Here is a 15847-nt window from a genome sequence, read left to right as displayed (position 1 = left end):
GCATCAGGGCACGGATGTTTCAGGTTTATCACTCCAACTCTATATTGGTCCTTAAGGATCTCTTAGTTGAATTAATTCGACGCGACCCAATCGCGGACCCCTTTATCTCTGAGCAAATTCTGGTGCAAAGCCCAGGTATGGCGCAGTGGCTTAAACTTGAGTTAGCACAGGCGTCAGGGATCGCTGCATCCATCGATTTTCCTCTACCTGCATCGTTTTTGTGGAAGAGCTTTTCCAACGTTTTAGATGATGTTCCCGAGCGCTCTGCCTTTACTAAGGAAGCCATGGCTTGGAAGTTGATGTTGGTATTACCCGATCTGCTGACACAACCTGAATTCCACCCGCTGCAAACCTATTTGGCAGACGATGAAGAGGATTACCGCCTCTATCAGTTGTGCAACAAAATTGCTGATATTTTCGACCAATATTTGGTTTATCGCCCCGATTGGATTGCTGATTGGGAACAAGGCGGAAATCTGGCTGCTGCCCGTCACAGCTGGCAGCCAGTCCTGTGGCGAGCATTGACGGATTACACCCTGTCCTTAGAGCAGTCTCATTGGCATAGGGCCAATATGTTTGGCGATTTTGTAAAGCTGCTTCGTCAACGCGCTAACCTGAAACAGTTACCGCCACGCCTGTTTGTCTTTGGTATTTCAGCGCTTCCGCAAAATTATATCCAGGCGCTACAAGCCTTAGGTGAGCAAGTTGATGTGCACCTGATGATTATGAACCCTTGTCGCTACTATTGGGGTGACATTCTAGATGCGGCTCAGATCGCGCGAGTTAACCGTCGCTGGTTTGGCAAGCCCGAGCTAGAGATGAGTGAGTATGCCCAAGGTAACCCGCTTTTGGCGTCTATGGGCAAACTGGGGCGTGATTATATCTATCAGCTGCAAGATAACGCCGTTGAAGAGATCGATGCTTTTGCTGAACCGGAAAGGCACTGCTTGTTGAACAGCATCCAGCAGGACATTTTGGATTTAGATAATCCGACCTCATTCCCTGAAGATCCAAGTCATAGCGAAACAAAACATAGCGTTGATGAGCAAGACCGCTCGATAGTGTTGCATAGCTGCCATAGCCCGCTGCGCGAAATCGAGGTTTTACATGATCAGCTGTTAGCTAAATTTGAGGAAGATCCAGAACTCAAACCTCGCGATATTATTGTGATGATGCCGGATGTAGCGGCTTACGCGCCTTATATCGAGGCGGTATTCTCCAATGCACCTTCTGAGCGTTATATTCCATTTTCTATATCGGATCGCAGTAATCGTCAGGAGAATCCTCTATTACTTAGCTTTGAAAAAGTACTGAAGCTAAATAGCAGCCGCTTTACCGTATCTGATGTTTTAGAGTTACTCGAAGTACCTGCGATCTTGCGTCGATTTGGTTTGGATGATGATAGCTTCCTACGTCTTCGTTACTGGGTTGATCAAGTTAATATACGCTGGGGTCTGGATGCTGAACAACGCAGTGTCTGGGAACTACCGCTATTTGAGCAAAATAGCTGGCGCTTTGGTTTGCGCCGTATGCTTGCGGGTTACGCATTAGGTGAACAAACGTCGTATTGGCAAGAGATAGCGCCATACACAGAAGTGGAGGGGCTCGAAGCTGAGCTACTCGGCAAGCTCGCTGATTTTATTGATCTGTTGGAAAAAGCGAAAACCTACTTCAGCCAGTCGCTCTGTTTAGATGAATGGGTTGCGGTCATTAACCAATTGTTGGAAGCGTTTTATCTTGCCGATGAGCAAGATGAGATCGCTTTGAACTCAATTCGCCGGACGCTACAAAATCTGCAAGAACAGCTATCAGATGCTGAATTTAATCAGCCGTTATCCTCTTTGGTGATCACCGATTATCTGTTGAATGGGATGAACCAGCAGCGCTCATCCCAACGCTTTATGATTGGTGCGGTTAACTTCTGTACCTTAATGCCGATGCGTTCGATCCCGTTTAAGGTGGTTTGTCTGCTTGGCATGAATGATGGCGCGTACCCGCGGAGTATCCCTCCAGTTGGTTTTGATTTGATGACCGACTATCCGCGCAGAGGCGATCGTTCCCGTAGAGACGATGACCGTTATCTATTCTTGGAGGCGATGCTTTCGGCTCAAGAGCAGCTTTATATCAGTTTTGTCGGACGCTCTATTCGCGATAACAACCCTAAAATACCTTCGGTCTTGGTCAGTGAACTACTCGATTATATTGAACAAGGTTATACCTATGCTGCCGATTCCAGCCTGCCGTATACCGATAGTGGGCAAAAACTGCGGCAGTCGTTGATCCAACAGCACCCGTTAGTTGCTTTTAGCCCGCAGTACTTTGCTGAGCACTCGCAGTTGTTTAGTTATGCCGCTCAATGGTTACCCGCTGCTGGGGCTGATACTAAGCCTCTGCTGAAATTTATCAATCAGCCGTTGGAAAACGAAACGCTAGCCGAATTAGAACTCTCTGATCTTATTCGCTTTTTGAAGAGCCCGTGCCGTAGCTTCTTTAATCAGCGGTTGAAAGTGTATTTCAGTCAGAGCGAGATCGAAGCGCAGGACGAAGAGCCGTTCGCGCTGGATAACTTGGAATCTTATCTGATCAAGCAGCGTTATCTGGATACGGTGTTGGCAGGGCAATCGTTAGATCAACTGGATCAAACTGTATTAGCTGAGGGGATTCTACCGGTCGCTCAGGCGGGCGAGTTAACACTGCAGAAAATACGTCATGACTGCGAAGAGCTTGCCGAGAAAATAAGGCCGTTATGTGAAGGTACCCCTGAGCGATTTGAAGTTAATTTGGATCTGGATGGTGTACGTTTGCAAGGCTGGATAGACCATTGCTACCCGGATCATCTGTTACGGTATAGACCGGCGCAAGTTAATGCGAGGGATCGCTTATCTACTTGGGTTGAGCATCTTGTTCTGTGTGCACTGGGCGCGCGCAAAAACACGATCTATCGCGGTTTGTCTGGTAAGGCGTTCTACCGCCAAGTTGAATCTACAGAAGCGCGTCGCTTGTTAACTGAGCTGGTGGCTTTTTATCAGCAGGGGATGACGATGCCACAAGCGTTTGATGCTTCATTGGCTCATGATTATTTTGCGCAACGGGCTAAAGATCCTGATAAGGCTTTGCAGAGCTTAGAGAAACGTTTCTACGGCGACAGTTTTAGCATCGGAATTCTAGACGACCCTTATGCGCGTCGGGCATTTCCCGAATTTAATCAATACACCGAGCAATTTATTCCTTTGGCAGAAGCAGTGTACGAGCCGCTGCTAGCCTATGTAGAGGAGGGGAAAGATGACTAGTGTACTTCCGCTAGAGCCGTTTACTTTTCCTCTGAAAGGGCAGCAGCTCATAGAAGCCAGTGCTGGTACAGGTAAGACTTATACGATTACCGCTCTCTATTTGCGTTTGTTGTTAGGGCAAGGGGATATCAGTGATAAGCCGCTAGGGCCTGATCAGATTTTGGTTGTGACCTTTACTGAGGCCGCGACTGAAGAGCTGCGAGATCGTATCCGCAGTCGAATTGTCGATGCGCGAAATGCTTTTCTGTTACCAGATGTCAGTGATCCGTTTTTAGATCAGCTAAAGCAAAATACAGCGGATCATGAACAGGCGATCAAACTGCTAGAACAAGCAATTCGGCAGATGGATGAAGCGGCGATTTTTACCATCCATGGTTTCTGTCAGCGGATGCTAAAACAGCATGCGTTTGAAAGCGGTTCGTTATTTGAGAGTGAACTGACCCAAGACGATCAGAGCCTGATTCGAAGTGCTGCGATCGATTTCTGGCGCAATACCATCTATCCATTATCAGGACCGCTTAGTAGTTTGGTGATGCAGTATTGGTCTAGCCCTGAATCACTGATGATGGAAATACGCGGTTTATTGAGCCGCAGTGTTCGGGTAACGCCAGACTTGTCTGATCAAGATCTGGCTGGGGCTTATGAGGCAAGGTTAGAAGCGCTGAATGAGTTCAAGCAAGCATGGCTACAGAATGAAGATGATCTGGTTGCGCTGGTTCAAAGCTCAGGGGTAAACAAGCGCAGTTATACTAAAGCAAATCTACCGAAATGGATTGCCCAGATCGATGATTATGCGGCATCAGAACAACTGGAGCCGAATAAAAAGCTAGTTACAACACTTCAGAAATTCACCTCATCGGTATTGCGGGAGAAAACGCCAGAAGGTGCAGAATACCCTCAGCATCATTTGTTTGAGCAGTTAGAAACCTTGTTAGAGGGAGCGGTTCCGGTTAAAGAGATACTGCTAAGTCGTGCATTGAAAGAGGTTCGACAGCGTTTAGCCCGAGCTAAAAAACAGTATCAGGTGCAGACCTTTGATGACTTGCTGATCGACCTTCATCAAGCCTTGTACAGCAACAGTGGTGAAAGCTTGGCCGGTGCTATTTGTGAACAGTTTCCGGTCGCAATGATTGATGAGTTCCAAGATACAGACCCACTGCAGTACGGCATCTTTTCAACGCTGTACAAAGATGTAAATCGACATGCCTTGATCATGATTGGTGACCCGAAACAGGCGATCTATGCCTTCCGTGGCGCCGACATCTTTACTTATATTCAGGCCCGTCGCCAAGTACCGCAGACCTTTACCTTAGAAACAAACTGGCGGTCGACCACGCCGATGGTTGAAGGGGTAAATCATCTTTTCCAATCGGCTGATTCTGCTTTTATCTACGATGACGATATTCCATTTATCCCCGTTAAAGCAGCGGATAAAGGTGGTAAACGCTTAAAGATTCAAAACGTTGAGCCTCCCGCTTTAACCTTATGGCATCAAGAAAGTGATGAGCCGCTAAATAATGCGCAATACTTAGCGACTTATGCTCAAGCTACGGCTTCTGAAATAGACCGCTTATTGTCTGGTGATACGCTGATCGGTGATCGGAAATTACAAGGCTCTGATATCGCCGTGCTGGTTCGAGACCGCTTTGAAGCAGAAGAGATTCGCAGGGCTTTAGCTGTCTATGAGCACCCTTGTGTTTACTTGAGTAACAAAGATTCTGTTTTTAAATCTCAAGAAGCTATCGAACTCTCTTTGCTGTTAACGGCAATTGAAAATCCGCTGAATGATCGAGCACTGAAAGCTGCATTGGCAACAGAGTTTATGCAGCTCGATATGCATGATCTTGATCGACTGAATCATGATGAATTAGGTTGGGAGAAGGTGATCACTGAGTTTAGTGATTATCGTGAAATATGGCTGCGCTTAGGTGTGCTGCCTATGTTAAGCCGACTGATTCATCAGCGTAATCTAGCTGCGATGACGCTTGAGCAGGTATCCGGTGAGCGTCGCTTAACAAACATGCTGCATCTGGCAGAACTTCTGCAACAAGCTAGCGCTGAAAGAGAAGGTATCGCTGGATTGATCCGTTGGTTTAACGAGCAGATTTCACAGCCTTCAGGTGGTGGTGACGAGCAGATTTTACGCTTAGAAAGCGAGCGAAATCTGGTAACTATTGTGACCGTGCATAAATCTAAGGGTTTGGAATATCCAGTCGTCTTCTTGCCTTTTGCTTGCCGTTTTAAAGAGCAGAAAAGTGCTTTTTATCATGATGAATCAGGCGAAGCCGTTTTAGATCTTAAAGCTGAACCGGAAGCGTTGGAAGAAGCGGATAAAGAACGATTGGCTGAGGAGCTACGTCTACTATATGTGGCTCTAACCCGCGCGGTTTATAGCTGCTATATCGGTATCAGTCATATCAAGATCGGTAATAGTAAAAAGTCCCGCTTAATTGATAGCGCTTTGGGTTATCTTCTCCTGCAATCAGGGATCGAGCTAGATGAAGCCCTTCAGACACTCGAGCAGCATACTGCTATCCAAGTCTTAGCGCCGCCAAATTATGGCTCTCAGAAAGATCTATTTGCCGTTGAGAAAGAGCAAACTGCTCAGCTAGAAGCACGAAATTTTGAGCGTAAAATTGATCGCGATTGGCGTGTCAGTAGTTATTCTGCACTGAGTAAACATCAGGCTAGTCATATACCTGAACTTCCAGGGTTGGATCTGGAAGTAGCTGCAGAAGGGCAGGAACAGGTCGAAGAAGTTATACCTGATGAAGATAATATCTTTACCTTCCCAAGAGGTGCGAATGCCGGCACCTTCTTGCATAGCGTCTTTGAAGAGATCAGCTTCGCGCGTTATCAGCAGGTCATGCAGGAATCGGATGAGTACCGCAATCAACTTCAAGATCAGCTACAGGTAGCAGGTTACGAAGAGCGTTGGCAGCTTGTGATCGAAAAGCTGATAGAAGATGTTCTGGCAACGGATCTTAATGGACAAGGACTGCGCTTAAACCAGATCAACGATGAAGACCGGCTGGTGGAGATGGAGTTTATGCTGAGTGCAGAACACATCACGGTAGGGCGTTTAGAGTCCTTGATTCGTCGTTACGATCCTCTAGCGGCTAAGGCTAAACCGCTTGCTTTTGAGCCTTTAAGAGGGCTGTTAAAAGGTTTTATTGATCTGCTCTTCCGAGATGGCGAGCAGTACTATGTCTTGGATTACAAATCTAACCACCTAGGTTATGAGGCTTCCTGTTACACCCAAGAGGCGATACAAGAATCGATGATTGATCATCGCTACGATCTGCAATATCTGCTCTACACCCTCGCGGTGCATCGATTACTGGAGCAACGTATACCTGATTACGATTATGAACGGCATTTTGGGGGTGTTTATTACTTGTTCCTCCGTGGGATGGACGGTGAAAGCTCCAATGGGGTGTTCCATGATAAACCGGATATCGAATTGATTGAGAAGTTGGATCTAATGTTTGCCGGGGAGGTTGTTGATGTCTAATGCATACCTACCCCAGCTGAAGCAGTGGTCGCAAGAAGGGATCATTCGTTCTGTCGATTATCAACTTGCAGCGTTCGTTGCTGAACAAAAGCCTGATGATTCAGCATTACCGCTACTTGCTGCTTTGGTTAGCTTTGAGTTGGCCTCGGGTAACGTGTGTCTGCCTTTAGAGAGGTTGATCTCACCAAAAGGCTATTGGTCTGATGAGATAGCGACTCTTGTCGAATCTGTCGATTGGAAGGCACTAAAACCTGATGCTCGTCTGTTGATGCTGGGGGCTAATGGGTCGCTAGCAAGTGCGCTACTGGTTTTAGATCAGGGGCGTTTCTATCTTCATCGATATTGGCAATATGAGATCCAAGTCGCTAAACAGTTAAGCAAACGTACTGTACCTGTTGATGTGGATCTATCTTTGTTGGGCGATCATCTTGCGCAACTTTTCCCGAAACAAAGCGAAGAGATCGATTGGCAGAAGGTGGCTGCAGCGGTCGCGATTCAAAAACGCTTCTCGGTAATTAGCGGTGGTCCGGGTACAGGTAAAACTACAACGGTTATTAAACTGTTGGTTCTGTATATCCAGCAAATGCAGGCTAAGGGCTTAGATATCAATATCCGCTTGGCTGCCCCTACGGGTAAGGCCGCAGCGCGTCTAGCCGAATCGATTAACTCGGCAAAACAGAAATTAGCATTACCTTCTGAACTTGCTGATCTGGTGCCTACGGAAGCCAGTACACTTCATCGTTTATTGGGTGTGATTCCGAATCAGATAGGTTTTCGTCACCATGGGGATAACCCGTTGCACTTAGATCTGTTGGTGTTGGATGAGGCATCGATGGTTGATCTACCTATGATGGCGCGTCTATTGGATGCCTTGCCTGATCACGCACGACTAATATTGCTTGGGGATAGGGACCAGCTAGCGTCGGTAGAAGCCGGAAATGTTCTAGGCGATATCTGTAGTTGGCCGGGAGAATTAGATTACAGTGCTAATCAACAACGGGTATTAACCCAGTTAGGTGCATTTCCTCAGGCCCAATCGTCCGGCTCAGTTCAAGCTTTTTCAGATTGTTTGGCGCTTCTACGTAAAAGCTATCGCTTTGATGATAAAAGTGGCATCGGTTATATGGCGAAAGCCGTTAACTCTGGAAGCGTTGAGCATGTTAAGAGGGTGATGGCTAAGGGGTTTGAAGATCTTAATAATCATTACCTGTCTCGTGACAGTTACGAAGAGATGATTAATCTGGTTGTTGCTTTCTACAGTGAACTGTTTAGTCATGTTAATCCTGAGGCTTCACCCAAATACTTATTGGATCGATTAGGTGAATTTCAGCTGCTGTGCGCGCGGCGTGAAGGAGTCTATGGCGTTGCCGGTCTGAATGAACGTATTCAAAAAGAACTGCGCAGCAGGGGCTATATCAAAGGCTCTGATACTTGGTTTGCTGGACGACCGATTATGATCACCCGCAACGATCCTGCACTGAAATTGTTTAATGGTGATATCGGGATTGTGCTTGCCGATGATAGCGGAAAGCTCAAAGTGTGGTTTGAATTGGATGGCGAGCTACGTAGTGTGCTGCCAAGTCGCTTGCCTGAGCATCAGACTGTGTTTGCGATGACTGTACATAAAAGCCAAGGTTCTGAGTTTGATACGGTCGCGTTTATTTTACCGCCGGACGACAGTCCTTTGCTGACGCGAGAGCTTTTGTATACGGGGATTACCCGAGCACGTAAAACCTTGCACCTATATGCGACTAAAGCGGCCTTATTTGCTTCTACAGAGCGGAAAACGGAAAGATCGGGTGGTTTAGCTGTGAGGTTATGGGGCGGTAGATAAAAATAAAGCCTGATCAGGTGTTGTACCCAAGTCAGGCTCTTATCTATATCACAGCGGTAATGGATTAACGGCGACGACGCGCTGGATGCTGTGGGTGTTGCTCATTCTCAATACGAATAGGTTGTACACGTGGCGTGCTGTTTCCTAAGGAATACAAGAAAACTACGCCTGCTGCGATGGCAACCAATGTAGCAAATGTCATCATAACTCACTCCTAACTGGTGAAAGACCAGTACAACTGTCTAGCAGTATAACTCAATAAACAGGCTTATCATTATTTAGCGGCTAATATGGAAAAAATCTTAGTCCTAGCCTGCTATCTAAACAGTTATATGGGCATCAGGGAGTAATTTAAACCCCCTGTGCGTTTAAATAAGCTTCTAGTTCAGTGAAACCACCAATATGTTCTTGGCCGCAGAATACTTGAGGAACGGTAGTCACTGGTTTGCCCACTGTTTGCTCAAGATCTGCTTTGCTAATACCTTCCTGGTGTATATCGATATAACGGTAATCAAGCTGTTTGATTTCACAAATCTGTTTTGCGCGGGAACAAAAACCACAACCTTCACGACCAAAAATAGTAATACGTTTCATCTGTCTTCCTCCGTTTAAGTGATGTGTTAATTGAAACAGAGGCGGCTGATTGATCCCAATTAGATATGTTTATCTAATCGATTGGTTCTTTTTATGGAACATCTTAAAGAATGCTATACGAGAGAAGGTATGGTTTTTTGTAGGACTTTAAGGTGATTAATATATGTTGTGAATACTATTTTGCGCTGCACAAATTTAGCTGAAAAGGCGTGATTTCGGGGGATGGAAGGTTTGTCCCCAATCTTTGTGGATAACCTTGTAAACAACTCTTATCGAACTTCGTTAAAGGTAGATAAAACCTTGCGATTAACGGATTGGTTAAAAAATAGCCAATGGTTTATCTGTATGATTTAAAAGAGTTTTTAGCCTTATTTCTATGGGAAAAGTTGTTTTTGAGTGGCCAATCAGCTATTGCGTGTAAAGTTACAGGGCTGTAATTAATGTCAAGGGGAATGATCGATAAATTTAGATTTTTTTATTGATTGAAGTCCTTTTTAAACAATAAAAAACCGGAGTTCTAACTCCGGTTTTTTTGTGTATAAGCTGAAGTGATCAGAACCACTCATCCTTACGCTTTTTACGTTTAGGGAAGTAAGGAAGGATCAAGCCTAGGAATACACCACCTAGCGCTACTAGGCCGCCGTGTGTAAACCAGCGCATCAGATTGCTCTCATCGCTTGATTCGATCTTAAAGTTCAGATCTTTAATGGATGCTTTTAACTGTTCAACTTCTGCAGTCAGCGTTTGATTGTCTTTCTTTAGCGCAGCAGATTCTTGCTGAAGCGTTTCGATCTGTTGAGCTTGCTCTGTCACGGTTGTTTGGCTTTTCTCTAAGCTGCTTTGAAGCTTAGGCAAGCGCACTGACATACTATCGCCAGAATCAACCGCAGAAGGTTCTACCCAACCAATACGGCCTTGAGGCATGCGGATCTGAGCGTATTTAGTCTTAGGGTCTCGTTTTAAGATAGTGACAGGGGAGCCACTTTTGATACGAGTAATGATTCGATACTCATTACTTGGGCCGTTATGAACGTAGACCATTGCATCGTCTGCAATATGACCTTTTTCCGCTTGAGCAGATACAGAAAATAGTAGAAGAGAAGTCAGTAGTAACTTTTTCATTGATACATTTGTTTGAACGCTAGAATTTGGCATATTGTACGGATTAAACTGGTTGCTTAACAGGTTGTTTTTGGAGTTATTCTGATTTCATTTTTCTAATTTAGAATAAATGGTGCAGAATACCCGGAAGCGAGACAGCCTCAGCAGCCTGTTTGGCTGTTGTTCAGATTCGTTTTGATTAAATTCGTTCACTTTTTTTAAGATCTTTCTCAGGGGAACCTTAATGGATAACTTCTTTGATGCTTACGTATTTCCATGGATTGTGGATATTGCGCTTGCACTGGCTATTTTCTTCATTGGTCGTTGGGTCGTAAAGCAGGTAACCAAACTGCTTGAGCGCGTACTACGCAAAGCCAAAGTTGAAGACATGTTGGTAAACTTTGTCTCCTCAATTGCGAATGTAGCGTTACTACTGATCGTAATTGTTGCCTCTCTAAACCAGTTAGGCGTTGATACAACATCGCTAATCGCACTATTAGGTGCTGCTGGTCTAGCGATCGGTCTATCTCTACAGGATTCCCTGAAGAACTTTGCGGCTGGCGTAATGCTTGTCATCTTCAAACCATTCCGTGAAGGCGACTTCGTAGAAGCGGCGGGTGTTGCAGGTGTTGTTGAGCATATTCAGATCTTCAACACAATCATGCGTACTGGCGATAACCGCGAAGTAATCATTCCTAACGGTTCAATTTACAGCGGTGTAATCACAAACTACTCTGCTCGCGATACGCGTCGTGTAGATATGGTGTTTGGTATTGGTTATGACGATGATCTGCGTAAAGCGAAAGAGATCCTGAACGAGATCATCGCTGCAGATGAGCGTATTTTGAAAGATCCTGCACCAGTTGTTGCTGTATCTGAGCTAGCTGATAGCAGTGTGAATTTTGTTGTTCGCCCTTGGGTCAAATCTGCTGATTACTGGGCAGTGCTATGGGATACAACTGAAACTGTGAAACTACGTTTTGACGAGGAAGGTATCAGCATTCCTTTCCCTCAGATGGATGTACATCTTCACAAAGAAGAGCAAGCGTAAGCTTCTCTTTTCTCCTTCTACAAAAAGAGCCTGATTTATCAGGCTCTTTTTTTATCTATCTTTCTTTCTAGTTTGTAGCTTTACTCGGACTGCTCAGCTTCAGCAGAGTAACCACCATCTGATCGATCTCTTAGTATCTTCTTAAGCTCGTTTCTTAATTGAGCATTATCCTGTTTAGACTTTTGCGCCTCGAGACGATATTTAAAGATCTCTTCGTAACGCGCTTCCAACTTCACTTCCATGTTGCTGATTGTTTTTTGCTGCGTTGCGAGCTGATCTTCCAAGTCATCGATCTGGGTTTGTAGGTCTTCGATTAAGCCATAACCGGAGTGACTGTCGTCGCTACCAGCAGCGCTGTCTTTCTCGGTCGATTGTAGCTCAGTGACTATATGGCTATAGAGCGCTTTGAGATCAGCTTCTTCGCGACTGTTATAGCGGATCGTATTCTCAATCGCTTTATGGGCACTGGCTGCACCTATAGAGCCGGCTAGAACGTGCTCCACCATACGATGGAACTCTACTAGCTCTATAATGGTGATCTGCAGTTTATCGATAACCTGGAGGTCTTCAGCAATGGTTCGGACCTCTTGCTCAGCTTTATCTTCATGCAGATAGTTTGAGAGTAGGCTATGCGCTTCTTCCAGTTTCGGTTGCAGTGAAATATAGGCATCTAACCCTGTAGGCCTTGCGCGACGCGAATGGGAGGCGTTCATCGCACTGATAAATTCAGTGGTTAGATTTCTTTCGCTTTTATTAGGGCTAAAGATAATTGAGCCAATAATGTAGCTGCCAATATTAAAGATAAGTGACCAGAACACTGCGTGGCTTACAGGGTGCAGACCGTCTAAGCCAAACAACGCTTCTGGGCGCAGTGCAGTAATATTCCAAGGGCCTTGAACTAACAGTGCCTCTGTAAACCAGCCATGTTTAATGAAGGTTGGAATGAGTAGACAGTAGGTCCAGATAATAAAACCGGTGAGTAACCCCAAGAAGGCGCCAAGGCTATTACCTTTCTTCCAGAACATGCCGCCAAACAGGGCTGGTGCAAACTGTAGAACCGCCACGAAAGAGAGAAGGCCGATAGCTGCAAGAATGTAGGAATCTGCAAACTCTTTTGCAAACCAGAGGCTGCCGAGAAGAATCAAAGACACCATCACCCAGCGAAGCTGAAGAAGGTAGCTACGTAATGGCTGTAGCGCAGGGATCTTCTCGAAGGTCGGCAAAATAAGATGGTTAGATGCCATGGTTGAAAGCGTCATCGTTGTGATGATGATCATACCCGTCGCTGCAGAAAAACCACCTATAAAGGCTAAGATTGTAAGGCTTTCACTGCCAGCTTGTTGTGGCAAAAGAAGCACGAAGAAGTCTGCGCTTTCGGCGGGCATTCCCATTAATAATCCTGCTGCTGCGATAGGTACGACAAAGATGTTGATACCTATCATATAAGCAGGGAAGAGCCACATAGCGGTCTTTATGTGGTTTTTGTTGGAGTTCTCAACTACTGAGACATGGAACTGGCGCGGTAGTGTATGAATCGCAGCGAAGCTTAAGATCAGTAGAGTGATCCACATTACACCGCTGTTTTCACCGTGGTTCATACTTACTAGGTGCTCTAAACCAGCGGTTTGTATGCGACTATATATATCGCCGAAGCCATCAAAAAGTGTGTAAGTTACAAAGAAACCAACGGCGATAAAGGCAATAATTTTAACGATACATTCGGCAACTAAAGCCGCGATCATGCCTTGATGGCGTTCAGTTGGATCTAAGCGTCTGACCCCAAAGATAATGGTGAAACAGATCATAAAAATCGTCACCATCCAACCCGATAGATCGAATGCAGAGCCTGTCTGTGGGGTGTCGGTGATGATTGAGAAAGAGCTGATAATCGCTTTTAGTTGCAGGGATATATAAGGCACTATGCCAATTAAAGCGATGATAGTGACGAGGGCTGCAATTTTTTGAGAGCGGTTGTAACGGGTGGAGATAAAGTCGGCAATACTGGTAATGCGGAAGGTTTCTTTGGCTTGTACCATGCGTCTGAGTGAATACCACCAGAAACAGATACCAATTAATGCCCCTCCATAGATACTGAAAAAGAGCAGCCCCGAATTCGAAGCAAACCCTACACTGCCATAGAAGGTCCAAGAGGTATGGTAAACCGCTAGCGAGAGGGCATAAATCCAGGGGTTTCCTGCGCTCTGCTCACCCTTATTTTTAATCCTCTTTTCTACCAGCTGCGCGATAGCAAATAGGATGCCCATGTAAACGGTAACGTACAGAATAACTGACAGCGGTGTGAACATAATATCCAGCTTATTCCTAGGGGTTAGATTCTTATCTTAAACCCTATAGATGCTTCGCTGAAAGGTGTCAAAGGAAATAACTTACTGATACTTAATCAAAAAGCTGAAAATCAACAATAAAATATAGGCTGTTGTTTAGCTTTATAAGGAAAAACTGCTATTTAATGGAGGGTGAATCTTTTTCGGCGTGATGGTCACAGCAGCTATTAGGCATAGGAACAGGGTCATAACCACCGTCGTTGTACGGGTGGCATTTACTAAGTCGTTTTAAGCCTAGCCATACGCCTTTAAAAGGCCCGTGGAGTTTAATTGCCTCAATCATGTAGCTTGAGCAGGTTGGATGAAAACGACAACGAGGGCCTATAACAGGGCTGATAAGGTATCGGTAGATATTTACCAATCCAATTAGTAGTGAGCTAAGGCAGCGCTGTAAGAAGGAAAGCATTAGGCGATACGTTATTTTGAAGTCGTTTTCTGAAAAAAATACCGGGTAAGAAAGGGCTTACCCGGTTATATATCCGGGGAGGATTAAAACAATATGTGATCTTTAGCGCCACTAAAAAATGAAAAGAGGTTAAAAATCACAGAGAGCTAATTATAAGGATTCTAATGTAGATTAAAAGTTAAACAGTAGTTCTTGTGTTGTTTTAAGCCTTCCCACATCAATGAGGAGATGTGGGAAGGCATAAATGGCGAGTTAGATGATCGAATTAGAGATGCTCTTCTGCGTATTCAGCCAGTCTTGAACGGAAGATTCCTTCTAGATGGACATTCGCAGCTCCTTCGTAGTCTTTAAAGCGTTCGACCAGATAGGTTAAGCCGGAAGTGAGAGGCGTTAGATAATTCGAGTCAATCTGCGCGAGGTTACCTAAGCAGATGATCTTTGAGCCCTTACCGCAACGGGTTACTATGGTTTTTAGCTGTGACGGCGTTAAGTTTTGAGCTTCATCTAAGAGTACAATCGCTTCTTGAATGCTGCGGCCGCGGATAAAGTTCAGCGACTTAAATTGAATATTTGCTTTCTCAATTGCATATTTCACGCTGCTTTGCGGGCGTTCGTCGTGTTCATGCATCGCTTCTAAGTTATCTTGGATCGCACTTAGCCAAGGCGTCATCTTCTCCTCTTCAGTACCCGGTAAAAAGCCAATGTCTTCGGCAACAGGTGGAGTAGAACGAGTCACAATGATTTTGTTGTAGCGCTGCTGCTCAATCACCATCTCTAAAGCGCATGCAAGAGCGATCAATGTTTTACCAGAACCTGCTGCACCATTGAGAATGACAAGGTCCAGATCAGGGTCTAGGACTGCATCCATAGCAAATGCTTGGAATACGTTAATCGGTTCAATGCCCCAGCAGTTCTGTTGCATTAAACGATCGACACCTAAGTCCCTTAAGGTAATTTGACCATCGCGGACTGAAGATACACGCGCGGCAAACTCCTCTGAATCATCGTAGATATATTCGCAAGGGTAAGTTTCAGGTAGCACTGATTGGGCAAACTGATGATAAGTATGGCTGCCCTCTTGGTAGCTTTTGATATCGTCGACGCGTTCCCAGAAATTTCCTTCCATATTGGAATGACCAGCAGGCAGTAGCTCTATGTCGGAAACAAGCTGATCGGTACGATAATCTTCAACCCGTTTTAGCCCAGCACCTAAGGCTTTTAAGCGCATATTTATATCTTTGGTAACTAAGATAATATCGCGGTGAGGGTTGGTCGCTTGGAGATGAAGTGCGCAGTTTATGATCTGATTATCTTTATTGGAGTTCTGTGGCAAAAAGCCTTGGCGAGCTGTTAACTCATGATCGGGAAAGATACTAAGTTGGCCTAATTTCTTTTCACTGTTTGCAGCGGTTATCGGGATAAAAATATCGACCCCTTTGGTGATTGCCGCTGCATCATCAGCATGACTAAGAATGTCGTCTATGGCCCGTATGGCGGCCCTAGCTTCTTGAGATACATTTTTCTTTCGGTCCTTAATGTCATCTAACTCTTCTAAAACAGTCATCGGAATAGTGATGTCCTGTTCTTTAAATTCATACAGACACTTAGGATCATGAAGAAGTACGTTGGTGTCGAGTATATAGAGTTTAGAGGCAGTCATAGCCGGTTCCTTATATAGCCGAAGGGAGTATGTGAGCTAATGAGAGAGCAAA

10 protein-coding genes are annotated in these 15847 nt (G+C 45.2%); 4 read left to right on the top strand and 6 right to left on the bottom strand.

Annotated features, from left to right (window positions below; genetic code table 11):
• Window positions 1–14: 14 nt before the first annotated feature.
• Genes recC through recD form a run of 3 tightly spaced genes read left to right on the top strand, consistent with a single transcriptional unit; the run spans window position 15 to window position 8638 of the window.
• A complete protein-coding gene (recC, locus tag ACMXYW_RS10490; protein ID WP_415904011.1) occupies window positions 15–3290 on the top strand; it encodes an exodeoxyribonuclease V subunit gamma in 3276 nt (1091 codons plus the stop codon).
• Window positions 3283–6804, top strand: coding sequence for an exodeoxyribonuclease V subunit beta (gene recB / locus ACMXYW_RS10485; protein WP_415904010.1), 3522 nt, complete (start codon window positions 3283–3285; stop codon window positions 6802–6804). Before recC ends, recB begins: the two co-directional genes overlap by 8 nt.
• Window positions 6797–8638: an exodeoxyribonuclease V subunit alpha gene (gene recD / locus ACMXYW_RS10480; RefSeq protein WP_415904009.1), complete on the top strand. Its 1842-nt coding sequence runs from the start codon at window positions 6797–6799 to the stop codon at window positions 8636–8638. The genes recB and recD overlap by 8 nt, the downstream gene beginning before the upstream one ends.
• A gap of 64 nt (window positions 8639–8702) precedes the next feature.
• Here recD and ACMXYW_RS10475 read toward each other — a convergent pair whose 3' ends face one another.
• From ACMXYW_RS10475 to ACMXYW_RS10465, 3 genes are all read right to left on the bottom strand, one after another.
• Window positions 8703–8843, bottom strand: a complete 141-nt coding sequence (locus tag ACMXYW_RS10475; RefSeq protein WP_415881707.1) for a hypothetical protein — start codon at window positions 8841–8843, stop codon at window positions 8703–8705.
• Between the two features lie 146 nt (window positions 8844–8989).
• Entirely contained in the window at window positions 8990–9232 is a 243-nt protein-coding gene (locus tag ACMXYW_RS10470) for a GrxA family glutaredoxin (protein WP_415881706.1), read from the bottom strand.
• A 552-nt stretch (window positions 9233–9784) separates the two neighbouring features.
• On the bottom strand, window positions 9785–10354 hold the full coding sequence (locus ACMXYW_RS10465) for a TIGR04211 family SH3 domain-containing protein (protein WP_415904008.1): 570 nt from the start codon (window positions 10352–10354) through the stop codon (window positions 9785–9787).
• A 223-nt stretch (window positions 10355–10577) separates the two neighbouring features.
• Here ACMXYW_RS10465 and ACMXYW_RS10460 point away from each other — a divergent pair, with 223 nt between their 5' ends.
• Window positions 10578–11384 (top strand): mechanosensitive ion channel family protein, encoded by an 807-nt coding sequence (locus ACMXYW_RS10460; protein WP_415904007.1) that lies wholly within the window; start codon window positions 10578–10580, stop codon window positions 11382–11384.
• Between the two features lie 80 nt (window positions 11385–11464).
• On the opposite strand, the gene ACMXYW_RS10455 is transcribed toward ACMXYW_RS10460, so the two are convergent.
• From ACMXYW_RS10455 to ACMXYW_RS10445, 3 genes are all read right to left on the bottom strand, one after another.
• Window positions 11465–13690, bottom strand: a complete 2226-nt coding sequence (locus tag ACMXYW_RS10455) for a hypothetical protein (protein ID WP_415904006.1) — start codon at window positions 13688–13690, stop codon at window positions 11465–11467.
• Window positions 13691–13847: 157 nt separating this feature from the next.
• Window positions 13848–14135 (bottom strand): membrane protein insertion efficiency factor YidD, encoded by a 288-nt coding sequence (gene yidD / locus ACMXYW_RS10450; protein WP_415904005.1) that lies wholly within the window; start codon window positions 14133–14135, stop codon window positions 13848–13850.
• Between the two features lie 265 nt (window positions 14136–14400).
• A complete protein-coding gene (locus ACMXYW_RS10445) occupies window positions 14401–15795 on the bottom strand; it encodes a PhoH family protein (protein WP_415881701.1) in 1395 nt (464 codons plus the stop codon).
• Between the last annotated feature and the right edge of the window lie 52 nt (window positions 15796–15847).

Origin of the sequence: Neptuniibacter sp. QD48_55, assembly GCF_047778115.1 — a bacterium.
Taxonomy (GTDB): Bacteria; Pseudomonadota; Gammaproteobacteria; order Pseudomonadales; family Balneatricaceae; genus Neptuniibacter.
This window is presented reverse-complemented; position numbering and strand designations above follow the sequence as displayed.